Annotated in this window: 19 protein-coding genes; 3 read left to right on the top strand and 16 right to left on the bottom strand. The window is 42.6% G+C overall.

Annotation, left to right across the window (positions count from 1 at the left end; genetic code table 11):
* Nucleotides 1-341 precede the first annotated feature (341 nt).
* Nucleotides 342-1,907: a helix-turn-helix domain-containing protein gene (locus M3221_RS17265; RefSeq protein WP_251272980.1), complete on the bottom strand. Its 1,566-nt coding sequence runs from the start codon at nt 1,905-1,907 to the stop codon at nt 342-344.
* 160 nt (nt 1,908-2,067) lie between these two features.
* Between M3221_RS17265 and M3221_RS17260 the strand changes: the two genes are divergently transcribed.
* Genes M3221_RS17260 through M3221_RS17250 form a run of 3 tightly spaced genes read left to right on the top strand, consistent with a single transcriptional unit; the run spans nt 2,068 to nt 5,002 of the window.
* Nucleotides 2,068-3,072 (top strand): FecCD family ABC transporter permease, encoded by a 1,005-nt coding sequence (locus M3221_RS17260; RefSeq protein ID WP_251272966.1) that lies wholly within the window; start codon nt 2,068-2,070, stop codon nt 3,070-3,072.
* The gene (locus tag M3221_RS17255) at nt 3,069-4,079 is read left to right on the top strand and encodes a FecCD family ABC transporter permease (RefSeq protein WP_251272965.1); all 1,011 of its coding nucleotides are present in this window, start codon (nt 3,069-3,071) and stop codon (nt 4,077-4,079) included. Before M3221_RS17260 ends, M3221_RS17255 begins: the two co-directional genes overlap by 4 nt.
* A 14-nt stretch (nt 4,080-4,093) precedes the next feature.
* Nucleotides 4,094-5,002 (top strand): ABC transporter substrate-binding protein, encoded by a 909-nt coding sequence (locus M3221_RS17250; protein WP_251272964.1) that lies wholly within the window; start codon nt 4,094-4,096, stop codon nt 5,000-5,002.
* Between the two features lie 534 nt (nt 5,003-5,536).
* Here the strand turns inward: M3221_RS17250 and M3221_RS17245 are convergent.
* The 15 genes from M3221_RS17245 to kdgD form a co-directional block, all read right to left on the bottom strand.
* Nucleotides 5,537-6,397, bottom strand: a complete 861-nt coding sequence (locus M3221_RS17245; protein ID WP_251272963.1) for an EamA family transporter — start codon at nt 6,395-6,397, stop codon at nt 5,537-5,539.
* Between the two features lie 615 nt (nt 6,398-7,012).
* A complete protein-coding gene (locus M3221_RS17240; RefSeq protein ID WP_251272962.1) occupies nt 7,013-8,818 on the bottom strand; it encodes an IucA/IucC family protein in 1,806 nt (601 codons plus the stop codon).
* Nucleotides 8,805-10,016, bottom strand: a complete 1,212-nt coding sequence (locus tag M3221_RS17235; RefSeq protein ID WP_251272961.1) for an MFS transporter — start codon at nt 10,014-10,016, stop codon at nt 8,805-8,807. Before M3221_RS17235 ends, M3221_RS17240 begins: the two co-directional genes overlap by 14 nt.
* 9 nt (nt 10,017-10,025) lie before the next feature.
* Nucleotides 10,026-11,318: a lysine N(6)-hydroxylase/L-ornithine N(5)-oxygenase family protein gene (locus M3221_RS17230; protein ID WP_285881039.1), complete on the bottom strand. Its 1,293-nt coding sequence runs from the start codon at nt 11,316-11,318 to the stop codon at nt 10,026-10,028.
* Complete coding sequence (locus M3221_RS17225; RefSeq protein ID WP_251272959.1) at nt 11,297-11,902, bottom strand: GNAT family N-acetyltransferase; 606 nt, start codon at nt 11,900-11,902, stop codon at nt 11,297-11,299. Before M3221_RS17225 ends, M3221_RS17230 begins: the two co-directional genes overlap by 22 nt.
* Nucleotides 11,892-13,694, bottom strand: coding sequence for an IucA/IucC family protein (locus tag M3221_RS17220; RefSeq protein ID WP_251272958.1), 1,803 nt, complete (start codon nt 13,692-13,694; stop codon nt 11,892-11,894). Before M3221_RS17220 ends, M3221_RS17225 begins: the two co-directional genes overlap by 11 nt.
* Nucleotides 13,672-15,195: a pyridoxal phosphate-dependent decarboxylase family protein gene (locus M3221_RS17215; protein WP_251272957.1), complete on the bottom strand. Its 1,524-nt coding sequence runs from the start codon at nt 15,193-15,195 to the stop codon at nt 13,672-13,674. Before M3221_RS17215 ends, M3221_RS17220 begins: the two co-directional genes overlap by 23 nt.
* 12 nt (nt 15,196-15,207) lie before the next feature.
* Nucleotides 15,208-16,572, bottom strand: a complete 1,365-nt coding sequence (locus M3221_RS17210; RefSeq protein ID WP_251272979.1) for an aspartate aminotransferase family protein — start codon at nt 16,570-16,572, stop codon at nt 15,208-15,210.
* Nucleotides 16,573-17,387: 815 nt separating this feature from the next.
* The gene (locus M3221_RS17205; RefSeq protein WP_251272956.1) at nt 17,388-18,098 is read right to left on the bottom strand and encodes a GntR family transcriptional regulator; all 711 of its coding nucleotides are present in this window, start codon (nt 18,096-18,098) and stop codon (nt 17,388-17,390) included.
* 41 nt (nt 18,099-18,139) lie between these two features.
* Entirely contained in the window at nt 18,140-18,700 is a 561-nt protein-coding gene (locus tag M3221_RS17200) for a sugar O-acetyltransferase (protein WP_251272955.1), read from the bottom strand.
* A 67-nt stretch (nt 18,701-18,767) separates the two neighbouring features.
* A complete protein-coding gene (locus M3221_RS17195; RefSeq protein ID WP_251272954.1) occupies nt 18,768-20,000 on the bottom strand; it encodes an MFS transporter in 1,233 nt (410 codons plus the stop codon).
* A 729-nt stretch (nt 20,001-20,729) separates the two neighbouring features.
* Complete coding sequence (locus tag M3221_RS17190; RefSeq protein ID WP_251272953.1) at nt 20,730-22,088, bottom strand: RNA-guided endonuclease TnpB family protein; 1,359 nt, start codon at nt 22,086-22,088, stop codon at nt 20,730-20,732.
* Between the two features lie 409 nt (nt 22,089-22,497).
* Nucleotides 22,498-22,677, bottom strand: a complete 180-nt coding sequence (locus tag M3221_RS17185) for an aspartyl-phosphate phosphatase Spo0E family protein (protein WP_251272952.1) — start codon at nt 22,675-22,677, stop codon at nt 22,498-22,500.
* An 822-nt stretch (nt 22,678-23,499) separates the two neighbouring features.
* Nucleotides 23,500-24,963, bottom strand: a complete 1,464-nt coding sequence (gucD, locus tag M3221_RS17180; protein ID WP_251272978.1) for an alpha-ketoglutaric semialdehyde dehydrogenase GucD — start codon at nt 24,961-24,963, stop codon at nt 23,500-23,502.
* Nucleotides 24,964-24,977: 14 nt separating this feature from the next.
* A complete protein-coding gene (kdgD, locus tag M3221_RS17175) occupies nt 24,978-25,913 on the bottom strand; it encodes a 5-dehydro-4-deoxyglucarate dehydratase (RefSeq protein ID WP_251272951.1) in 936 nt (311 codons plus the stop codon).
* Between the last annotated feature and the right edge of the window lie 325 nt (nt 25,914-26,238).

Raw genomic sequence — 26,238 nt, 5'->3', positions numbered from 1 at the left:
TTTCAAGTTTTGTTTTCATTTTGGCATTTACTTCAGCTACTCCCCTTTTTAGTCGATATTCACTGGTGGGAAAACGCCTCATTCAAAAATAAACTTGTTCAGTAAGTAACACCTCTTATATGACTCTATGAAAAAAAGAAAGCCGTTTAGGCTTCCTTTCAAACTGTAAACAAAGTGGTTTTCAACTCGCTGATTTGAGGCTGCTTTGTCTCTTTTATCCGGTTAAACGTCCCTGTTTAAATCTACATAGTACGTCTACTTTTCCCGTTCCACCTTAATCATCTCCCGCTTTTTTTATTTTGTATCCGGCTTAAGCGTACAAGAAACAAGCCCGGCTTGTATCAGCTCCCATCTGATAGTAAAAAAAGCAAGGCTTCCTCAAGCTGTTTCTCAATACCAAGAGGCGCGTATACAATCCACTTCTGCCAGTCCAGAAAAAAGCAGCGGCCATTTTGAACAGCGGGATGAGCTGACAAGAGAGGATCCGTTTTAATTTCATGCTCCATCACCCGCCGGCGGTGTTCACTATCCGTAACAATCCACATGAAATCACTTCTATCTCTCTTCATCTGTTCAAGAGAAGCGGGCATCCAGGTAAACATTGTGCCCATTGGATGTTCCTCTATCTTTTCCCGAATATACTCAGGAGCACGAAAGCCCAGCAGCCGATAAAACACATGGCCCATATTACGGGCTCCATACAGCCGGACTCCCTTGTTTGTTACACTCCAAACAGCAGCAGATCTTCCGGTTCCAATCCGATTTTCTACTGTAGCCCGTGCTTTTCTGACTTTTTCATTATGCGCTGTATGCCATGCTGACAAAGCCTCTTCTTTTCCCAGCAAGCGGGCAATGGTGTCTGCATGGCTGTATACGTCCATGCTTGTCCAGTCAATCGATACAACAGGAGCAATGTCCCCGATGTGCTCTTTCGCCATACCGGCGACGTTGTTTTTACACAGAATTAAGTCCGGCTTCTGTTCTAAAAAAAACTGCCGCTGAATATCCCATGGCTCGCTCGCATGATAAGGAAGCGTCAGCTCTTTTATTCGGCCGTCGAAGCTTTCCTGAAGCTGGCCCGCTGCAGGAGTCACGCCCAGTGCAAGCAAATGGTCGGTATACGGATAAGAAAGAGAAACCACTTTTTTAATATGTCTTCTATTGTAATGGGAGGGCGCAATGCCGAAGGTCTGCTTAAACCGGCGGCTGAAATAATGTTCATCCTGATACCCGGTTTGCCGGGCGCCTTCCTTGATTTTAATGTCTCCTGCTAAAAGCAGCTCTTTCGCCGTGTTCAGCCGGAGATGGGTCAGCCATTCCATCGGTGTTTTATTCATTTTTTGTTTAAACAGATGCGAATAATACGCCGGGTTCATGCCGGCCATTTCAGCCAGCCCTGTAAGGGTGATAGGTTCAGTAAAACAAGTGCTCATATAACCAAGTGTTTGATGAATACGCTCTTCGTTGTCTTCAAGCCGCAGGGATGACGGCTGGTCGGAAAGCCAGTGAAGCAGTTCTGCCGCCGCTCCCTGCCTCACATATGGAGGATTGGCATCAGCATGATATATAGACGATAGAAGGCGGCAAATCGCCGAACGGTGATAGGAAACCAGCCCTTCTGCCGAAAATGTCCCAACTTTTTGGTAAACGAGTTTTTCAGCGGTCCGGCTTTGTTCCTCATATAAGTCAAATAGCAGCATATAGCCATCTATTTCATCCTCATTTACCGCTTCAATCGAAAAAGATGTGCCTGGATGCAGCAGAAAAACAGCCCTTTTTCTGAGTGCCTGCTTAATCCCATTTATGATTAACGAGCCGCTGCTTTTTTCAATCGATAAAAGACAAAAAGAAGGCAAAGTTTGCTGAGTCTGCTTTCTGCTTAAAAGACATGTCTTTAAAATTTCCATTCTCACCTGCGATGCCCCCCTGCTGGATAAAAAAATAATGAAACGAAAAATAATACATGAAAAGAAGCTAAAAATCGTACATTGACGCTTATTTCACCTATTATTATACTTAATTGAAAGTGATTATCAATAGCAGTTAGAAAGGTCTTGTTTTCTTCTGATGAAAAAACGGTACAGCTTATTTATTATCATTTTTTTTGCCGCAACTTGTTTGTTAGGTGTGTCCCTGTTCGCCGCCGTTTCCTCGGGAGCGAAAGAGCTTAACCTGCCCACTGTCTGGGCCGCTGTTTTTCAGTTCAATGCAGAGCTGACGTCTCATCAAATTGTTCATGAGCTTCGTCTTCCCCGCGTGCTTGGCGCTGCGCTTGTCGGTTGTGCCCTGGCCGTTTCCGGCGCTTTAATGCAGGCGGTTACCCGGAATGATTTGGCGGACCCGGGCATTTTAGGGATCAATGCCGGCGCTTCTCTTATGACAGCCCTTTGTTTTGCTCTTTTCCCCGGCATACCGTATTCTCTGCTGATTGTGTTTTGCTTTTTCGGATCGATCATCAGTGCACTATGCATTTTTTTCATTGCCTCTGGTGCACCGGGCGGCATCACGCCGATTCGCCTGACGGTCGCCGGGGCCATTTTAGCTGCTCTGTTCAGCTCACTCAGCTCAGGAATTGCGATTTACTTTGACTTAAGCCAGGACCTTGCTTTTTGGTTTGCGGGTGGCACCGCCGGCATTAGATGGGGGCACCTTACATACCTGGCACCGATTATACTGGCCGCTGTTTTACTGTCTTTCTCTTTTGCCCGGCCGCTTACACTGCTCTCCCTTGGAGAAGAAACCGCAGCTGGACTTGGCGGAAACGTGCCGCTGATCCGCCTGGCTGCGATCGGAATCGCCGTTCTTCTGGCGGGCACATCGGTTTCAGCAGCCGGCTCAATCGGGTTTATCGGGCTGATCGTTCCCCACATTACCCGTAAACTAGTTGGCGTTGACTATCGGTTTATTATTCCGATCAGCGCCTTGGGAGGCTCGATTTTACTTGTGCTGGCTGATTACGGGGCCCGTATGGTAAACCCGCCGCGTGAGCTGGCTATCAGTGCGATGGTTGCTCTTTTGGGCGTACCCTTCTTTTTGTTCCTCTCCCGCCGGCAAAGGAGGGGGGAATCATGAAGACACGCCAAAAAAAAGCTGGAACAGCCGCGCTTGTTTTATTACTCTTATGCCTGTGTGTGATGCTTATCAGCTTAAATACCGGAACGATTCGCCTCAGTCCCGTTGAGGTATTCAAAACAGCCCTTGGATTCGGTTCTCCCCGTGACTCCATCGTCCTGTTCGATTACCGACTTCCCCGCCTGTTAATTGCGATGCTGGCCGGTATCGGTCTGGGAATCGCTGGATGCCTGTTGCAGGGCTTATCGCGCAATGCGCTGGCAGACCCAGGGGTGATTGGCATTCACGCCGGAGCCGCTTTCGGACTGATTCTCTTTTTGCGTTTTTTTGGTACGCTTGAAGGCAGCTTTACCATTTTCATTCCGCTTTTTACTTTTATCGGCGGGCTTTGCGCAGCCGGACTAATTACTGTTTTTTCTTTTGACCGCAAGGCCGGCTTTCTGCCGCAGCGCCTGTTGTTAAACGGCATCGCGCTCGCAGCGGGCTTTAGTGCCCTGACACTTGTGCTGTCGCTTCGCCTTGATGAGGAAGTGTATTCTTTTGCGGCCTACTGGCTGGCGGGAAATATATGGGGACGGGAATGGATACACGTACTAGCATTGCTGCCGTGGCTGCTCGTTTTGGTACCGTATTCGTTTTTCCATGCAGGCACATTAAATATGCTGTCGCTTGGTGAAGCGCCGGCAGCCGGGCTTGGTGTTAATGTGGCCAAACAGCGGGCCGGAATGCTGCTTTGCGCCGTTGCTCTGTCGAGTGCGAGTGTTTCCATGGCTGGAGGGATTGGCTTTATTGGACTCGCCGCTCCACAAATTGCCCGCCGGATTGCCGGGCCGCTTCACCAGTATGTACTGCCGCTGTCCGGCTTGATTGGCATGCTGATTTTAATGGCAGCTGATACGATCGGCCGGTCATTGTTTGCGCCAGCTGGCATTCCGGCTGGCATCGTGACTGCAGCGCTCGGTGCCCCCTATTTTTTATATGTGTTTCGAAAATCTACCCACTCATGATAGGAGCTTATGTAATGAAAAAAATAACATTATTCTGCTTATGTATGTGCCTTACCTTATTGCTTGCCGCTTGCGGAAGCAAGGAATCGGCTGACTCTGCCGGTGAATCAGCACCGGCGCAAGAAAACGGGCAAAAAATTGCTTCCTTGTCGATTCACGTAACGAATAACCTATTAGCTCTTGGCATCCAGCCAGCCGGCTCCGTTGTCGGCGGCAAAGTAGGAGACTTTCTTCCCCACGTAGCCGATCAGCTGAAAGGAACAGAAAAACTCGGTGAAGCAAAAGATGTCAACATGGAAGCACTGCTTGCATTAGAACCTGACTTAATCCTCGTTGATAAGGAATTTGCCGGCCAGGACCTCAGCAAGTATGAAGACATGGCGCCTGTCGAAGTCATTGACCTTGACCAAGGTACATGGCGCGACCATTTAACACAGCTTGGCAAGCTGCTCGATCGTGAAAAGGAAGCAAGCACATTTATTCAGGAATATGACCAAAAAGCGCAGCAAGTAAAAGCTGAACTGCCGGACACCATCCAGTCAGGCACAGCCATGGCCATTCGTATCAATGCAAAAGAGCTTCGTGTTTTTACAACAAACCGTCCGCTCGGACCGATTTTGTTTGACGATCTTGGCTTAACACCTGCTAAAGGGATTAAGGAACTTGATCCGAATGAACCGTATGAGGTTATTTCTCAGGAAGTGCTGCCAGACTTTGACGCCGATACAATTTTTGTCGTTGTCGATGCAGAAGATGACGCACAGCAGTCATTCAAAGAGATTCAAAAAAGCGCCATCTGGCAGGGACTAAAAGCGGTTAAGCAAGGGCAGGTTTTCGTGATCAAAGAACAGCCGTGGCTGGATTACTCTGCAGTCGGCAACAAAATGGCTCTGGATGAAGCACAATCTCTTCTATCAAAGTAACAAAAAAAGCGGATTTTACGCTTCTGCTTGTAGACATAGCCTCCACCTTGAAGGCAATGTCTACAGGCTTTTTTTTGTAGAACGAACCTTAAAAAAAACCGGCCCGCTGATCATGGAAACCAGTACAGCCAGCTTAAACAGGGACGTCTAACCGTATAAAAAATATAAAGTCTTTCGCTTTAAAAAAAGAGCCGATCAGTGGAGCCTGCTGGACTTCGCGTTCCGCGGGCAGTGCGGGAGCCTCCTCGGCTGCGCCTGCGGGGTCTCCCGACTCACTGTACTTCCCGCAGGAGTCTTCGTCCGGCAGGCTTCACTAAGTGGTCTAGAAGATCCATAAGCAAGAAATGAATAGACATTTTTTCTTTTTTAAACAGAAAGATACGACCTTATTAGCTCCATACCGTCTTGTCGGGAGGGGGGCGCAGACTCCTATAGGACTAGCGGACAGCGGAGACCAGCGAAGCCGGGCTCAGCGCCTGCCCTATGGAAAGCCGAGCTGCCTGGGCATCATAATATCTATCATCCATTCTGTATTTAAAAAACGAGTAAAACTGTGCCAATCGTAATAATCAGGCCGCCTATAATCGTTTGTTTTGCTGCTTTTTCCTTTAAGATCACGAAACCGAGGATCATGGTGATGACCACACTAAACTTGTCAATGGGAGCGACAACAGAGACTTTGCCAATGGCGATCGCAGCGTAGTAGCACAGCCAGGATAAGCCTGTTGCCATGCCCGACAAAATTAAAAAGAGGTAGCCTTTATTTGATATAAGCTTCATTTCCCTAAATGTACCTTTGAAAAGGACAATCGCCCAGGCGAATAGAAGAATTACGATCGTTCTTAAAAAAGTAGCTACATTAGAATCGACCCCTTCCATTCCGATCTTTGCCAGGATGGTCGTTAATGCCGCAAAAACGGCTCCTAAAATGGCGTGCACTATATAAAATTGTGAACCGGAAAACCGTTTCTTTTCTTCATTTTTGCCAATCAAAACAAAAGTACCTACAGCTATAAGAGCTCCTCCTGCCATAATGTGCGGAAGCGCCTGTTCCTCCAGCACCAAAATTGAAAATAGGATGGTTAAGACGACGCTTGATTTATCAATGGGCACTACCTTCGAAACGTCACCCATTGCAAGTGCCCGAAAGAAAAACAGCCAGGATAAACCCGTTGCTAGACCTGACAGGATAATAAATAGAAATGCTTTATGAGAAATCTCGGGTATTGTATCAAGCTGTCCGGTTATAAGTACGATCACAAAAGCCATAATTAAAACAATGACTGTCCGGATCGCTGTAGCCAAATTGGAATTGACATCTTCAATGCCGATTTTGGCCAGTATACTCGTTAATGAAGCAAATAAAGCCGCAATGAATGCCAGCGTTATACTCATGTTATGACCTTCTTTTCTCTTGTTTTGCTCTGTTTTCCATACATTTTTTCATGCATCAGCATTTAACCTAGTTTGCTCTTTTCTTCCCTGCCGTACTCTGGTCAACCCTAAACGACGGACCCGCCTTACTGCTGGATTTAAAAAAGATTTTCACCCTTGAGACCATACATAACCTTGAAAACATAAAAGGTCTGACTCTATTATTCCAATGGAGCCAGACCTTAATAGCATACATTTTTTGATTTTATTCGGTATCCAATCCAAAAAACTGATCTCTTAAGAACTTTCACCTATGTAAACTCCTTCAACAGTATAGCATAATCTTTATATACAACCGTTTCCTTTTCAAACAGCATATATTTAGTATTTGCTATAAAGATCAGCCGGCCATAAGATGTCTTCCATGATAAACATTATTTCGTTCATTTAGTTTCCTGCAAAGTGCACCTGACAGAATCAAGTGTCTGCCGTCTAGGCTGCTCTAGAAACTTTATAGCTCAACCAAAGAGCCAATAATCATGAAAGAAGGTGAGCAAATAGGGTACAATGCTCACCTTCTTTACATATCTATTTAACAACTGATCAATAGCTGTTCTTCCAAACCGCGCAGTCCTCTTACATTATTGTTTCAGACGCAACTTCATAAAGGGCATTAGCGACTTTTCCAAACTCACTCGCATGCGGGCGGTCATCCCCGTCTTCATAGCCATAATCAAACATACGGTTTCGATTAAGTGCCAGCTTTGTGAATGTCGGACGCAGCAAATCAAATAGCTTGAATCGTTCTTGTAAATGCGGAAATCTTCGCTGGTAAGACAGGATTTCCTCACGCACAATACCCCAGAAACGATGCTCGGAAAATTGTTCACTTTCCTGCAGGATGTTACTTAAATAACGGAAGTGACAAATAAATAACCCGGTAAAAATAAACTGGGTCAAACCTTCAGGCGGTTCGCTGCGTATTACTTTTTTCAGCTCAGGAGACAGCACCGAAAGCTCCGGAAACGGCTGATCACTAATATTGACATCATCTACAAAATCTTTCATAATGGTCCGCTCCGGCTTATAGTTTTTCAAGACAAGCACCGTGTTTTGTCCGTGCGGTGAAAATACAGTGCCGTATTGATACAAGTAATGAAGCAATGGAGGTAAAATCGCTTTCGTAAGCTGGTTCACCCATTGTTCCACTGTGAGACCTGATTTTTCAATTAACGTTGATACAAATGGTGTCCCTTCATGGTCCACGTGCAGCAACGCCGCCAGTGTAATAGCCTGTTCATCATCCCGCAATTCCTGATAAACGCTCTCTCTCCATACGACGCCAAGCATTTCAAGATATTGATAAGGAGCTCCCGCCAGTTTCGAAAAAGTCCGATGGTTGACGTTCATGGTCGCCACCTCTCCCAATAGACCAAGGCGGCATTCTTCTTTTAAAAACAGATCATTATCCAATATGTTTTTCATAAATGTCGTAACCTCAGGAGCAATCACCGTTCTCTCGCTCGGCAACCCTCGGTATACGAGTGTATTTAAAATACTCATTGGCAGCTTCACATGATACTTGTTTTTTTTCGTTACATTCGCAAATGTACGGATAGACTGCTGAGGAAGATACTCGTCTTCCCCTTCTCCTAGCGGTATCAACTCTTTGCTGGCAATTTCAGCAGCGAACATGGATACAATAACGTTGTTCCACTGCCATGCGTGTATGGGCATAAAATAATAATCCTTTTCTTGTACTTCTTTGGCTCTCAATTTCTCCACAAAACACTGACGAGCCTCTTCATCAAGCTCTTGCTCCATTACATGCTCATAATCCAATCCTTTCACCGAATGAAACGTCCCGAGGTTTTTATGGACCGCAATCCATGAAAGCTGTACTTTTTTCTTTTGTTCGGGCGCGTACTGTACATAGTCATCATACCCGAAACCAATCCGCCCTTTGTTATATGTAATCCATGGATGTCCCTTCATCTCCCCTTCCAGCTCGGCATAATCCAATTCGGTCAGCTCATCGGATGATTTGGATCTTTCTTTTAAATGAGTGTCTGCCACCAGTGTATGCAAATACTCTTTGATTAAATGTCCCGCTGTAGAGCCTGTCATATTTCCCTCTTGTTGAATGCTTAACAAAAGAGCAAGGGACAGTGGTATATCTTTTGTCTCGCCTGTGATGATTTCAATGCTTTCAGGCAAAACATAGAAGCTATTAAACAAACGAGGCCTTGCTTGAAAACGGTACACGGTTCCTTTTTTATCGATCCATTCGTAAAATTGAACGTTCTCTGTTTCGCTGAGCAGCTTTGGCGTGATAATTTCTTCATACATAAATTCCTGAAGCATTTTAGCTAAAAGCTGCTGATCTGCATTTTCCCAATTTTCCTCTGTTAACATCTGTAGAGGCGTTTCACACATTTTCATGAGGTCCAACTCCCATTTTTATTTGATATGATGATTTATGCATCATGATTAAAAGAAAAGCTGTACATAATGCTGCTCCAATTAAAAGAAAACCACTTAAAAGGAACGGCCCTTCGGTTCCATTTTGTTCGACCATCATCAAAGCAGCCATTGGCGAAAACAACAGAGCTGCGTTTTGTACGGATGCCACGAGGCTATATGAAAGCGGCGATTTTCTTCCAATTCTCATTTTGAAAAAGAGAATATCCATTGCCGCCAGACTAACAAAAAAGCACATCCCATACATCACTCTAATCAAAACAAACAGCCAAATATGTCCGACGAACGCTTGGATAAAGAGTAACCCTGCTGTTATTCCCATTAAGCTGATTAAGGTCACCTGAATATGCGATTGAAGATACTGTTTTGGCAGTAAAAACTGCAGCACAACCGCGGCAAGACTCGGCATCACATACAACAAGCTCAACCCTTGTTCTGAGATTGTATAGCGATTGTCAAGAAAGACCGTAAAATAAGGACGAATCGTCTGATGTCCGATATAAAAGAGAAACACAATCAGTAAATAAACCAGAAACTCCCCTTGCCATCTCATCCCTTTTGGTACATTTTCCTTCTTTCGCAAGGTTTCCTGATTTGTAACAGCGCCATTGTTTGAGAGAATAAAACAACTTATACCAGCAAGAATGATATCGATTAGGGCAAATAGATAATAGCTGTTTAAAGGAAACAACTGGGTGACGACAAAGCTCCCTGCAATGCCTGATACGATGACACTTCCGTGAAATACGAATAAATAAGCCGTCGTTGCCCTTACTTTTTCATGATCATTCTTGCTTGAAGCGACCATGGCTGGATACAGCAAATAAATGCTGCTTTGAAAAAGGAGTAAAACGAGTGACACTATTAAAAACTGCGGAAAGGTGTGGCTCATGGGCAGCAGTATTTTGCATGCTCCCATTACTATTAACGCGATCGCAATCAGTTTCTTAAGTTCCCACCTTTTGGCAGCCATTGCCCAAAGGGGTGTCATGATCATGACGACAAGGCGGCAGCAAATAATAAATAAGCTCGTTGCCTGCACCCCGTCTACTCCGAAATAGCCGGAAAATAACTGCGGATAAAAGGGTGATAACAGCATTTCTGAAATGAATGTCACAAGCAAACAACTATAAACAAACCCTTTTTCTCCCTTTTTCATGTCTTTCTTCTACAGGCCAAACTGCTGGAATACGTTTTTGTTATAGGTTTGATAGACTTCTTTTCCGACGAGCTGGTTAATAATCGTCACGTTCCGACATGCTCCCAGCCCTAAATCAGGTGCCCCTACACCATGTGTATGAAGCTCACCATTTTGAATAAATACATGATTACGGCCTTCCTTGTTTAATTTCAATTTATAGTCTTCTTTAATAACAAGCTGGCCGATTTCGTCCGTTTCCACTAGATGCTTCATCCCTTTTAAGCAATCTGGGATATAAGGATGATAACCGGTCGCCAGAATAACGGCATCACTTTCTATCTGCTTATGTTCTTCTTGTTCATGCTGATACAATGATAAGCAGTATCGATTGTCCCTTTCTTCAATGGATGACAGTTCAGTCAACGCTTGCAGATGAACGGGCGGTTCTCCATTTCCGACTGTCCGCTCATACAATAAATCATAAATATCGCCGATCGTATTAAAGCTGATTCCCTTGTACAACAGTGCCTGATTGTTTAAAGCACTTCGTTTCTTTTCTTTCGGCAAGTGATAAAAATAACGGGTATAATCAGGCGAGAAATGCTCAAGCCCCAGCTTGGAATATTCCATCGGATAAAATCCTTTGGATCTTGTGAACCACGACAGCTGATAATCATGATCCGGCTGTCTGGACAATAAGTCATAGAAAATTTCAGCAGCACTCTGTCCGGAACCAATGACCGTGACCGCTTTTGTTCTCAGGACATTTTCCCGCTTGCTTCTATACGCTGAAGAATGAAAAATGCGATCACCAAGAGCTGGCTCGAATTTCTCGGGCACATACGGCCTCGTTCCCACTCCTATTACCACATGTTTGGCGTAATACGTTTGTTTCTGCTTTTCGATACCGGAAAAAACGGTAACGCGAAAATACCCTTCCTCTGTTTGCTCAATATTCTCCACTTTGCATTCAAACTGAAGCTGAGGGAGCCGCTCGGCTACCCATTGACAATAATGATTATATTCCGTACGCGGAATTTGAAATTTTTCAAGAAAGTAAAACTGATACAGCCGCTTTTGTTCATGCAAATAATTCAAAAAGCTAAAAGAGCTTGTCGGATCTGCCATCGTCACGACATCCGCCATAAAAGGCACTTGCAGCGTGGTTCCTTCCAGCAGCATCCCCGGATGCCACTCAAATCGGGATTTTTGGTCAAAAAACAAGGAACGGCATTCCGTTTTTTCAAGCAATGCGGCTAATCCGAGATTAAATGGACCAATCCCCACTCCAATAACATCTAAAATTTGTTCGTTTGCCAATCTGTCCACCTTCTTTCAAACCCTTTCCGTTCACATATCATCAATAAACCTGTTTTATCAGGCAGTTCAACCTCCTTGACAGGCTGAAAACCGCACTTTTTAAACACATGAATCATTTTTTCATTTCGTATATCAGGCTCTGCTATAATTTGGTTTGTTTCGACTATTTGAAATTTCTTATATAAAATGGTCAGCAGCAGCGGGTAGATGAACCCTTTCCCTAAAAACTCTTTTGGTCCAATCAGCAAATGAATGCCCTGGTCATATTCACCAAACGCATAGCGGGTTCCGATAATATCATCCTTCACCCAGTACGACTCCCAATAACTCATGGGGACACCACCGAGTTCACCAATCAAGAGTGTTTGATGATCATCCTGCAAAAATCTTTGTAAATGGGCTGTGTAGTTTTCCAATGAAATATTTAAATTCCAAAAAGGAATAACATGCTTTTCATGCATCCATGAATGAAGCCGTTCTGCATCTTCTTTCATGCTCACATGGCGAAATGAAATCGTCTTTTGGATCAAAGGCTCGTATTGTTCAAACGGATACGTTTGTTGAATGCTGATGTTAGACTTCATGCAGTTCACCTGTTGCTGCAAACAGCGGATTCGTGACATGAACATATACTGATTGAGTTTCAAGAGATCCGACAAGCTCATCCATATCATGCACCCTTGTCAGTAGATTTGCTTTGCATGGGAGCTTTTTTTCAAACAGCAAAGAATCTAACAAAGCTGTATGATCGCCTAGCTGCTTCTTAAAGCCTGCCAGCTCCTCTTTCATCATGAACAACAATTGCTGCTCATCGATCAGACGATTAACCCCAAAGGCATTGATTAAACCAAACATGTGATTGAAAAAGACATAATACCGGAATCGCTCCTCTGCAATCGAGTCAGCACATACCGTATCACTTTTTTCATTTAAGGCCGGGACGAGCTGTTTTAAAGCTTTCGCCTTTGATTCCATAAAATAGTATCCTTGATTGTCACGATAATAAAAGACAGCTGGATAGCCCTGTTCGTCAAGCTGTAGAATCGAATTTTGCTGATGGGCTTCAAGCGCGATTCCATATGCAGCATATAACCAGTACAGTGGACGCAAACTTACTTTTAAATAGCGGGCAAACCACTGTTCACTTGCTTCTGCAGTAGAAATCCCTTCCCGTTTTGCAATAGCGGAAATAACATTGGTTAAGTGAGAACCCTCTCCTGCAATGTGATCCTGGCAAAGAGCCGCAAGCAATGTCACCCGTGAATCGTTCCCCGTTTGAAATGGATTTTCACGGATCACCACTTCAAATCCCGTTTCTTCTGTGGCCAGTTTTAACGTAATATAAGCAGGATCTTCGATAATGCGAAATGAAGGATGGTGTTCTTTTAACTTTTCGGAAATCCCGCTGCGAAGCAAGCGGCTTACTTCTACTCCCCGGTCAAGCTCTTTTCGTTTGTTCACACGCAGTGAATTGGTAATTTTCACAGGAATCGAAAACTTGTACATAAAGCTTGCTTCCGGATGGTACACCGTCCGAACAGAAGAAGTTGGATAAAACTTTCTTCCCTGCGGACCAAGATAAGCGAGTTTGCCTGATTGAATGAGATCGCACACATCCTCCCGCCCTAACAGCTTTCGTGCTTGCAGCGGATGAACAGGGATCAGTGAAAAATCATCTTCCTGGCAGTACCGGTCTTGAAAAGATTCTGTAACGAATGGATCTTTCCTTAGTTCTTCTTTTATAAGCATAGAAGCGTTTTGAGCCAGCATAGAATCTTCATCGACAATCTCATGTACGGCCCGGAAATAATGAAGCTGGAAAGCCCCTTTTCTTTCCGGGGCGAAAATATGCTCTTCCTCCTCATCGATTCCTTGACGGCTTTTCGGAGTTGGATGTACTTGATGTCCAATTAACAAAGATTGCTCGGATTGAAGAAACGTTTTTTCCGTTTGATAGCATTCTTCCAGATCACTGCTTCTATCCCCAATAATTCTTTTCATGTTTTGATAGCTTAGAATAGTCCGGAGCATAAATTCATCGGTCTCTACAGGCTTGTCAGATAGGAGCGACAGCTCTTGTTGGATAAATACGATTAGTGTCATGTAGTCAAGCTGTTTCATTTCACCGTTTTTCACTTGATAATACATAATTGGCGAAAACAGATGGCGTTCTGTTGCCGATTTATACCGGGCTGGAATATACAAAGTAACGGATTGCCGGCTAAATGAAATAACCAATACTTGTTTGGTTCTTTCGTCTTCTAGTGGAACAGCGACTTCATCGGCGGACTTCCATTCTCCTTCCCCTGTTTCTCTTACATAACAATTGATTAAATTCTGTATGGTAAGATGATTAGTCACGAACGGAATATTCATAGCGGATCTCTCCCTGCTCTTTCTCTATTTTTTCTCCAGCTTGCTTCATTTGCTCTATATGTGTTTTCATATGGCTTATCGTATTGAGAGGATTCAGCATGGTAAATTTTAAGTACACTTTTCCAGCCTGCTTTGTTTTAGCCATAATGAGTTCCCCGCTTTGATAAAAAGCGCGCTGAAGCTCAAGATTTATTTCATCAATATACCGCTCGTCCTCGAACGGATGTAATGGCACGTAGCGAAACAAGACGGCGTTAAGTTCCGGCTCATTCAGCACCTTAAAACAAGGTTCATTTTTTAAGAGCTTGGCCGTTTCCTTCGCCAGACTGATCGTATAATCCACCATCTCCCCAAACAAATCCGTTCCCATCAATTTAAAAGTCATCAACAGCTTCAAAGCATCAAACCGTTTTGTCGTTTGTACGCTTTTTTCCACTAAATTGATCACGCCGTTCTCCTGGTCTTCTTCCGGATTCAGGTAATCGGCATGGAAGGCGATTTGCTGAAAGTCCTGCTTATGTTTAACGAAAAAAGCACCGCAGCTGATCGATTGGTAATAAAGCTTGTGAAAATCAATTGTGATTGAATCTGCTAAGTGCAGATCACGAACGAGGCCGCTGTATTGATGGGAAAACAGCAGGGCACCGCCATAGGCGGCATCGACATGAAACCACAATTGCTCCTCGGCTGCCAGCTTAGCTATATCTTTTATACAATCTACGCTCCCGAAATCCGTTGTTCCTGCGGTTCCCACGATCATAAAGGGAAGAAGTCCTTGTTGTCTGAGGTGCCCGATTTTTTCTTTGGCATCCTCTACACAAAGCTGCTTTTGATCATTTGTCGCTACTTTGACGACAGCATTCGTTCCCAGCCCAAGCTGAGCCGCCGATTTTTGGACTGTAAAATGGGCGTGCTCTGAACAAAGAATCCGCAGCCTTCCCGCCTCCGCCGGAAGCCCTTCCTCCTGAACTTGAACGGAGAAATGTGTCTGGCATGCTTTGTTTCGGGCAAGCAGCAATCCCATATAATTAGATTGTGTTCCACCAGTTGTAAAGACACCTTCCGCCTCGTCCGAGTAGCCGATATGCTTCGTAAAAAACTGAATGAATTCTGTTTCAACATAAGTAGCAGAAGGGCTTTGATCCCATGAATCCATCGATTGGTTCAATGCATTAATAATCACTTCTGCAGCGAGAGATGGAATTAAAGGCGGGCAATGAAGATGCGCCATGGCAGAAGGATGAGAAACCCATAACGAATTTTTCACAATGACATTTTGAACCTCTTCCATCACTCTGTCCGTTTTCTGTCCTGCAGCCGGGATCATGAGCATTTCCCTCACGGCTGATTGGATCTCTTGACGAGAAGCACCCGAAAAAGGTTGATTTGTTCTTGCTGTTTGATCAGCAATTAATCGGACAGCTTTGTCCATCAGTGTATGGTACATTTTCTCGCTTTTATCGCTTTGATGAAGAAACCATTCTCCAAAACTCTTTTCCACTTCCGCCACCTCCTATCGCAGACCAAATTGAGCTTCAGCGCTTGTGATCGCCTCATAGAAGCGCTGTAATACTTCATCGATTTGCTCTTTTGAAATAATCAGCGGCGGCAGCCAGCGAATAACCGTGCCAAAACGCCCTCCAACCTCTAAAATTAAGCCTCGATTCAAGCATTCTTGTTGAATTTTTTTGGCAAGTTCAGAGTATGCCGGATAACTTCCTATTTGGTTTGGCTGTTCCGCTGGATTAATAACTTCAACACCAACCATAAGTCCTCTGCCTCTTACATCCCCAATGGAGCCTACTTGTTTTTGCATAGACTTTAATTGGGCCGTTAAGTAAGCCCCCATTTCTTGTGCGTGTTCCGGAAGCTGGTGATCTTTCACAAAGCGTAAAGTGGCACAGCCGGCTGCCATAGCCATTTGGTTTCCTCTAAATGTTCCGATATGCGTTCCCGGCTCCCATTGATCAAGACGGCGATCATACACAACAACAGATAGCGGAAGACTTCCCCCTATTGCTTTTGACAGCACAAGAACGTCCGGTTCAATGCCGGCATGCTCGAACGCAAACATTTTTCCTGTTCGTCCGATACCTGTTTGTACTTCATCAATGATCAGCGGAATATCACGTTCTTTTGTAATACGGCGAAGCTCTTTTAACCACTCGACAGGAGCAGGAATCGATCCTCCTTCGCCTTGTACGACTTCTACAACGATACCGGCGGGCTTAACAATTCCACCTTCTGGATCATCTAGTACATTCTCAATATATTGGGCGCCAATACGGTGTCCATCTTTCCCCACACCGAAAGGGCACCGGTATTCATATGGATACGGAAGAAAATGGGTATCCGGTACAAGTGCGTGAATATTCTTTTTAGGAGCTGTTGTCCCGGTGATGCTGAGTGTACCGTGCGTGGAACCGTGATAGCCTCCTTGAAAGGAAAGAATGGCTCTATTACCGGTTGCCGTTTTTACTAGCTTCAAGGCTGCCTCTACTGCATCAGCACCCGTTGGACCACAAAAATGAATTTTTGCTTTTTCAGCAAATGAAGGCGGTAAAGAAGCGAATACCTCATCAATAAATGCTTCTTTTACTGGCGTCGTCAAATCAAGAGTATGCAGAGGCACATAAGACTGCATAAAATCTTTAATGGCTTCCCGAACGACGGTGTGGTTGTGGCCTAGCGCCAGTGTTCCTGCTCCTGCTAAACAATCGATATATTGTTTTCCGTCCATGTCTGTTAGATAAACGCCTTCTGCCCGTTTAATGGCAAGAGGTAATCTTCGCGGATAAGACCTTGCGTTTGATTCCCTTTTTTCCTGCATTGATAACAGAGCTTCATTTCCTGAATAAGTTCCAACAGATGCATTCATCATCCAACACTCCTTTATTTGTAATCATGATGGCTGCGTTTAGATTAAGATTTTGCTGCTCAATCTGAACGGCCGCATGATATTGTTTCAAGTGATAATGATTTTCATTATCGTTAACAGACTCTATACTAGTTGATAATGATTATCAAAGTCAATTAAAAAATAAAAAATATGAAAATCATCCCAGAAGAAGCAATTTAAAGTTATAAAGTTGAATAGTAGTTCTTATGCATCAGAAATGAAAATCAGCGTTATCGCAAAGATTGTATTTGTTTTGAAAAGTATATAATTCCGCTGCTTTCTTTCTTAACAGCGATCCCAAATCATATATGGATAATTTTTACTTAATTACGGGTTACTTGGCTTGCGAAATAAGTTGCCTTTTCTAACCTTACGCATTGCTTTACTTTTAGAAGTTTGACTTATTTGGCTGCCTATTGTTATTGTCTTTTCTTTCTTCCTTCGTTCATTAATAAGACATAGATTTTGAGCAATGTTTTGATACATAAAAATTATGTGATTTTACTAGATGACCTGTTTATAAAAAAACCTAAAAACACTCGTTTTCAAGCTGTTGAAGATACGAAAATGGCAACTTTCAATCCCTTACTGAAAGCTGCTATTTTTTTACGAGTGACAAAATCTTAATATCAAAAAAAATATATAGAGTTGCTATTTATTTTTAAAAAGAGCAGGTGGATTTATATTTCCCTTCCTTTTAAACCTAAAAAGCCGGAATGAAAGTTTTACCCTCATTCCGGCTTCTTGTGCAATTTTATTTAAATGAGACTGATGAGACAGCTCTGTTTTAACTTTTAGAAAAAGTGGCTATTCGTTTGGACAAAGAACTGGGATTGTTCATAGTGATAAGTGACTTTTGAAAAGTCAAACGGCTGTCCATTGGTTAAATGAAAAATGGATTCGACATAAAAGGCAGGTGCTTCACTTTCCAAGCATAAATGTTTTGCCTCTTCTTCCTTTAGCTTTCCTGCGTGAAGATACACATCCGAAAAGCCGATTTTTAACCCTAACCCTTTCTGAATATAATCAAAAATCGATTCAGAAACGATTTCTTTATTTAAATAGGTAATGATGGATTTTTTATAATAGGATTCCTCAAGACACAAGGTTTGTCCGTTCATATACCGAACCCTTTTTACATAATAGACATCGTCATCGGGTCCAATATTTAAATGATTAGCTGCTTCTTTTGTCGGCTTCATCACTTCTAATTCGATTACCTTTGAGGTTAGATGAACACCTTCGATCTCTTTTTTAAACCCTTGATTAGAAAGAAGGCCCCTGTATCCTTTTCTTTTCTGCCTTCTAACAAAAATGCCGCTGCCCCTCACTTGAAATACGGCGCCTTTTTTCTCCAATAGATCTAGCGCTTTTGTAACCGTACTTTTACTCACATTAAAATGAGCCATTAAAGCTTCTAATACAGGCAGTTTATCGCCCTGCTGAAGGGCATTTTCTTCAATATACATTTCAATTTCCGCTGCGATTTGCTGGTACTTGGTCATAAAAAATCCCTTAAACCCCTAAATATACAGAAAAACGTGATTTATATTTCAATTTGTTTAATCACTCTTGCTGGATTTCCTCCAACGACAGCATTATCTGGTACGTCTTTCGTCACTACTGCACCTGATGCAATCACCACATTGTCTCCTACCGTTACTCCCGGATTTATGACTGCATTTCCTCCAATCCATACATTATGTCCAAACATAATTGGCTTTGCATATTCTTTACCTGAATTACGTTCAGCTGGATGAAGTGGATGTGTTGCTGTATAGATTTGTACGCCAGGCGCAAGCATACAATTGTCCCCAAATCGCACTTCACAAACATCTAAAATGGTACAGTCAAAGTTTGCAAAAAAGTTTTCTCCTACATGTGTGTTATAGCCATAATCGAACCTGATATTTGGTTCCATATATACGTTTTCTCCGGTTGAACCCAATAATTCCTTCAATAACTTAGTCCGTTTTTCTCCTTCAGTTTCTAAAGTTTGATTATATATTCTAACCTTGCGTCTTGCTTCCTTACGTTCCTTCCATAATACCGGGTCAGCAGGGTTGTACATTTCCGCCGCTAACATTTTCTCTTTTTCAGTTTTCATATTAGATACCTCCTAATTTTTTCTTTCATTAAAAACAATGAACTTTGTATATTTGGATCCCGCATAATTAGAATGTTGTTGAGCTTGTTTCTTTTCCCTTTAATACATCATTCTTTTTCAGCAAGCTGTTTAGCTTTTCTGAACTCAGGAACATTATTGCAACAAAAATAACGATACAAAACGGGAAAATTCCTATTGTTAAATGAGATGCCATGAAACCGAGAAGAGGCGGCATGAAGGTACTGCCTGTATAGGCGACAGCCATTTGATAGCCCATAATGGTCTGGGAGTGCTTCTTCCCGAAACGTATGGGTGTTTCATTCAGCATACATGGAAAGATCGGTGCTAATCCGAATCCTACCATGATAAAACCAACAAGCGAGAAAGTGGACGGCAATGGCAGGAATAGAAGTGCAGCACCCGCCAACGCTATGATTTGCCCATTCCGCATGAGAGTATGGTTATTCATTTTAAAGGTAATAAAGCCTGTAACAAATCGGCCGATTGTGATTCCAGCGTAATACAGGGAAACCCATTGGGCAGCAACTGCTGCCGGTAGCTCCTTGACGTTTACCAGAAAGCTGCTTCCCCAAAGACCCATTGTTGCTTCCACCCCGCAATAAAACAAGAAGGACATCAGAGCCAGTTTAACGCCTTTAATTTGTAAAGGTTTTACATGTTGAGCATCTTCGTTATCAAATGCATCTTTCGAATTCTCCGGCTCTTCATTTGAAGCGATATTGCTGTTTTTTGTTCCTCTGTTCCATAGGGGCAAAGTGAAGAAGAGAATGACAACCAATGCGAATTGAATTCCAGCAATCACAAGATACCCACTTCTCCAAGAATGTTGTCCTGAAATAAACTGAGCCATTATGATAGGACCTAAAGTAGCCCCGACTCCCCAAAAACAATGCAGCCAGCTCATATGGTGTGCTTTGTAATGTACAGCAACATAATTGTTTAATCCTGTATCAACAGCTCCTGCACCTAATCCAAGTGGTATGGCGCATATCATTAACCATACAAGCGATGGGGCAAAATGAAACCCCAGCAAAGCACCTGCAGTCATGAAGCAGCTGACAAAGGTGACATTGCCAGTCCCAAACCGTTCGAGTATCTTTCCGCTAGCCAGACTGGAGATAATGGTACCACCTGCAATCATCATAAAAAGAAATCCAGCAGTCTCAAGCGGAGCTCCATAGTCTGATTGCATCACTGGCCATGCTGCTCCCAGCAATGAATCGGGTAAACCTAAGCTGATAAAAGCCAAGTAAATAATGACTAAAAGGAAAATTGCCATATTTAAACCTCACCATTCATTATTTTGTGATCAGTTGTGCCAGGAACTTGCTTACTGCGGTGAACCTCATCCCTAATGCTTGGCTAAGTTTAACCTTTCTGGCACTTCTCAGTTTTAAAAGAGCTGTACGAATCCCTCGAAGTATCACCTTCTTCACCGATTTTGGAACAGCTAATCATTCATCCAACTATTTACCAACTAAAACTTATTAAATATCTTTAATAAGTGGCCATAGATTATATTTGAAAACTTATTAAAGATATTTAATAAGTGTAGTGCCAATATAACATATAACATTTTTAAAGACAATGGACATTGAATGGTGAAGCAAATCAACCGTTTCGATCAACTATTGATCAACATTCAAAATAAAATGAACATTTACACTCTTGTAATACTGTCTCGCAAACGACCGCTTTAGAATGATTTACTTTCTTTTTAGAACTTTTTTAACCTATCAGTGAAGTATTTGACGCTCAAAGTGAATGTCGCGTAAAAGCGAAACTTATGCGAATCCTAATAAAACAAAAGTCTACCTATTCAAAGGTATACTTTTGTTTAGGTGCACTTATGATTAGGTACACTCCTGCTCGCTAAGTTTTTTATTTATCTTCTTAGACTAACTCGCTCATAAAGTAAAAATATTTTTGGTGCCGGTGAACCTCTCCACCTAAATCAAAGATTTTGATGGAGCATCCCTTATCTTGAATACGGTACAACATCAGCTAGTTAAGCTTCCTTCGGAAACCCAAGTGCATGATGGAGACTAATGAACGAAGACAAGGTCTGAGATGTCCTTATTGCCAGCTCAGGAACTTTTGCCTGAAGAGACAACCATTTCGTTTCCGAAGTGGATTTTTGGAAAGCCCGAATGAAATAACGGGCTCCGATATTATAGGAAGCAGATAAATCCGCGTGATAGACTTTACCCGTTGAAAACGTGGCAAGGTCTTTTTTGGGGTTCCGTTCCACCTTTCCAGATCCATCGAACGCTAGGGCACTGGTGTTTCGCGGGTTGATCCGCGAAATGCGCATACCCAGGCAGTGCGCCATTTCTTCCACCTTGTTCTGGATGCCTATTTTCCGCCACCCGTGAAGCTTGAAACGAAGTTTCCTGGCTCCATAGAACCCCTTCGGGATTTTCATTCTGCTTAGGTATTCGAATACGATGACGCTACAGCCATGCTTTGCTGCAAATTTTATAATTTCATGGCTTGTGTCGCGGACAATATGCTGCTGGTACCCATTGATCTGCCGCCAAAAATTCGGTGCATGAATACGGCCGCTTGCCCGCTGGACTTTCCGCAGTTTGTTCGTTAACGTCTGCAGACGGTCTTTTTCTTTAGGCTGGTCAATAAATGTCCGGCCTAAGACAGTGCCTGTTGCATCGATAACCGAACAAACCGCAGAATTCGTCAGTCCAAGATCTACCGCACACACTTTTTGCTCTTGAATAGGCATTTTCGTTAAAGTGACTTTATTTTCATAACTGATAGAAAGGAAGAATTTCTTTCCCCGCTTAATCAACTTAGGATTGTTCTCTTTCCACTCCCAAACACCGCGCTTATAATGGTCTTGCCCTTTGAATTTGATATCCACCCATACCCAGTCATTCTGATGGAATACCTTAATTTGCGCGGTCGTATCGGATGTTCTGTTGAACATATTCCCTCTATAAAAAACGGGGAACTCTTTATGCTTCACCTGCAGCCTCGGAGGCTGTTTCTTGAATTTCTTTCCTTCGGAAAGAGCGTATTGCTGCTCTTTTTCCCAGTTCTGATAGTTAGAGCGGAAGCTCTTTACTTTGCCAAAAGCAGAAGCAATGGCACTTCTGCGAAAGTAGGATGGAAATTTATAGAAACGATCGTTAAATTCCTTGTACTTAGGTTGAGGTTTTGATTTGGTTGCATGAATCAGTTTTTCCACTGCCGGCACAATCGACTTTGTTGTCAGGCTTTCGGTATCATCAAACTCTTTGTCGATGATCTCAATCACATAAGCCAAAGCGTCATTATAAATATCCAGCGTAGCATTGAAGATTTCTGTCTGATTTGTAATTTTATGAAGCAGCGACTTCGCAACTTTCATCATCAAACCCTCCTTTCCATTTTTTAGGCCTTATAATATGTTGATCGTATCAAAATGGAAAACAATTGTAAAACAAAAAAGAATCCGTATGAGTGATGATAAGTAAGAAGCAGCAATCGGTGTAATGAAAAAATATAGAGAAGAACAGGGAGAATAAAGACCTTAGCGCCTAACCCCCACTAAATCGAAGATTTTGAAGGGGAATGCGGCGCTAATTTTTGTTCAATCAAATGATTTTTTACATAATTAGCTAATAGCTAACTATTCTGAGGATACAGTTACTTGCTAAACATTATCTTATACTCATCCACTTATTTCTTAAAATTAGGTGTCTCCAGCATTGCGTAACATAACTTTAATTGACGCTTACAGACATCGATATGTTGATATACTTCTTAAGAAATGTTCACTATGAGAATAAACGAATTTCCTGAATAATTTTTTGTAATCTTACAATTTCTTCATCTAATTGTTGGCTGGCTTTTATAACATCAGGATGAGCTATTCCTTTGCAATTTGCTAATTCGTACATATCTTGTCGATGTTTTCTTATATTCTTCCTTAAATCTATAACATTCTTTAGAATCATGAACCCCGACTCCTATCTATTATTCGATTTAACTAAGTTGTTACATTGAATGCAGTATGGATTTCTTTTAGTACCTCTCATCAAACTAGTTTATTGTAATCGCTTTCAAATTATTCTTGTTTAAAATCTTTTTTTAGGAGCTAGCAAAGAATCAAATGCTTGAACTTTTCCCGCTTAACAAGGTTTTTTACTTTTTGTAATCCCTTTCAAAACTTTCTAAGAATTTAGGTCAAACTCATGTTTAATTATCTGTTTAGAAACAAGTATACATTTAACAAATTAACTTTCTAAATATTTGTACTAGTGTTTTTTTATCACCTTAGTTTCATTAACTTTTAAATTATTCTTTTGTTTAATTGTAAGACAAATATTATTATAAGTCAACAGATTGCATTAACATTTTACAGTTTAGACTTTCATCCACATCATTCGAAGACCACGTGGAAAGATAAAGATTTTCTCTCAATTTATAGTTCTAATCAAACGAAAAATGCAGTCAACGAATACTCAAACCTAACTTAAAATACAAGTGAAAACATAATGGGAAACCCTGTTGAAATCCGCCTCATATCTTTATAAAAGCAATGTATTAGGCTTTTGACAGGCATAATATTTAAATACTTTTATCGATATAAAAAAAGCACGACAAGGTTAACCTTGTCATGCTTTTTTTATATTACATTGGTTAGAAAGGCTGTTCCTGATAAATTCTTCATTGCCGATCGTGTATCATTCTCACTACTGTATTCAAACATGCGTACCTGTTTTTCAGAAAAAACGGTTACGATCCACACTTTTCTTCTTCCTTTCTCAACAAACGTTTTATTTAACGAATACAGTTTTAATAGATGTAAAGAATTCTTTCGCGGCTTCTCCCTGCTCACGGGAATGTGAGCTGGATTGCTTCATGCCGCCGAATGGAGCCTGCAGCTCTACGCCTGCACTTTCTGCATTTACACGGATCAAGCCGGCATCCATATCTTGTACGAAAGACAGCAGGTGCCCAATATTCGTTGTAAAGATAGAAGCACTTAAGCCGTACTCGGTATCATTCGCAAGCTTCAGCGCTTCTTCCGCAGATTCTGCTTTTAAAAGAGCAATCACTGGACCAAAAATTTCTTCTCTTGCAATGGCCATATCCGGCGTGCAATTGTCAAAAATGGTTGGTTCCACATAGTATCCGTCTGCCTGGCTTCCTTCCTCTGCGCGTTTTCCTCCGATAAGAAGCGTGGCGCCTTCTTCTACCCCTTTATTAATATAAGAAAGAACCGTATTCAGCTGATTTTCGCTTGCACACGGCCCCATCCATGTACTGCTGTCAAGGCCGCTGCCAATCGTGATCTCTTTTGTTTTTTGAACGAGCATTTCTTTAAATTCATCAAACACTTCAGATGCCACAATCACCCGGCTTGTTGCCGTACATTTTTGTCCCGTTGAACGAAAAGCGCCTGTTACAACCGCTTCCACTGCCAAATCAAGATCGGCATCGGCCGCCACAATCACTGGATTTTTCCCGCCCATTTCAAGCTGGTATTTTGCCCCGCGTGCCAGCGCTGCCTGGCCAATCTGCTTGCCAACGCCGTTAGAACCGGTAAACGTAATGCCGTTGATATCTTTATGATCGGCGATGCCCTGGCCGATCGTTCTGCCTGGTCCCGTAATTAAATTAACGACGCCAGCTGGGAATCCGGCTTCTTCAAAGCACTCAATAATTTTAGCAGCTGTAACCGCTGTTTCTGTTGCCGGCTTCATGACGACCGTGTTGCCATACACAAGCGCCGGCGCCATTTTCCAGATGGGAATCGCAATCGGGAAGTTCCAAGGAGTAATGACTCCGACTACTCCGAGCGGTACACGTGTTGTAAACATAAGGGCTGAGCTGTCCGTAGATGGAATGACATCGCCAACTTTGCGCATGCCTTCTCCTGCATAATACTTTAAGATGGCAATGCCGCGGGCTGTTTCGCCTTTTGCTTCCGCAAACGTTTTGCCCATTTCCCGTGTGGCACATTCCGCAATTTCATCGATTCTTTTTTCTAAAATGTAAGCCGCTTTAAACAGGTACTCCCCACGGGCTGCCCCTGACAGCTTGCGCCATCCTTCTTTCGCTGCTTTCGCTGCGGCCACCGCCTGGTTCAAATCATCGGCTGTTGATTTTTGTACATAGCCGACGACTTCATTTCTATCTGCTGGATTCAAGCTTTTTTCCACTTCATTTGAAACGGAAGGAACCCATTCGCCATTGATAAAATTAAGGTATGTTTTTGTGTCAATTGTTGTTGTCATCATAATCCGGCCTTTTATTGGATTGGTTGTACAGCTGTTTCTTTTGGAAAACGGTCCAGTGCATTTTTCAGGATGCTTTCCATTTGTGCGTAATGCTCTTTTTCCACAGGAAGAACCGGCAGTCTTACGTGTTCGCCAACCGGCTTGCCGACAATCTCCATTCCCGCTTTAATGAGCGAAACGGCATATCCCTTGCGCTGGCAGCGGATATTGTGGATTGGCAGAATCACATGTTTAAAAATATCACGAACGGTTTCCTGATCGCCGTTTTGCAGGCTCGTGTAAAACTTCCGTGAGATATGCGGAATGTAATTCGAAATTGCCGATGAATACGAATCAAAACCTAATGGGATATACGCCGGCATTGTCACTTCCGCCAGCGGCATTCCGTTCAGCCATCCAAAACGGTCTCCAAATGTCTGTGTGAGCAGTGTATTTAACTCCATATTGCCAAGGCCGTCTTTAACACCGACCACCTGCGGCACTTCAGCAAGCGTTTCCAAAGTAGAGATTGAAAAAGATACATTGTCACGCTGATAGACAATCGCATTTAAATCTGTGCTTTCGGAAATCGCTTTAAAGTAAGCAGCCTGCCCTTCCTGTTCGCCTGTTACAAGATATGGCGGCAAAATCAGATAGCCATCTGCGCCTTTGTCTGCTGAAATTTGGGCCAGTTCCAAAGACGTTTGAATGTTGCCCCCTACACCTGTGTAAACCGGTACTTTCCCGCCGGTCACCGATACGGCAATTTCTACCATCGCTTCATATTCACTCTTGCTTAATGATGGATATTCCGCTGCGGCGCATGCAACAAAGATCGCTTCCAGCCCATCATCCAGTAAATCCTGTACATTTTGGGCCAGTGCCTGCTCATCTAGCTGGTTGTTTTTTGTAAATGGTGCAATCGGGAATCCTAAAATTCCGGTCGGAGCTTGACGATTTTGATTCATAGTATATCCCCCTTGTGTTTTTTGTTTTATTGTAAGACAAATTTATTTATCGGTCAACTTTTAATTTTATTTTCTGAAAGTTTTATCCAAAATGCCGGCTTTCTTCTGATAATATAGCGATTTTGACGACATACTTCAGCCATAAAATCATTCTGAAAGACGGTTGACAAACAATTATATTTGTCTTACTATTGGACAAAATAAAATAATTTGAATTTTACAAAAGGAGTGTTGCTTTTGATTGAGACAATTCTATAGTATTGAACTATTAAATTCATTCGTTTGAAAGCGGTATCAGAAGTTGGATATTTTAAATATCTGTTGA

The sequence above is a fragment of the Domibacillus indicus genome, assembly GCF_023715895.1.
Lineage (GTDB): Bacteria > Bacillota > Bacilli > Bacillales > Domibacillaceae > Domibacillus > Domibacillus indicus_A.
The sequence above is the reverse complement of the archived record's forward strand: the minus strand, read 5'-3'. Positions and strand labels throughout refer to the sequence as shown.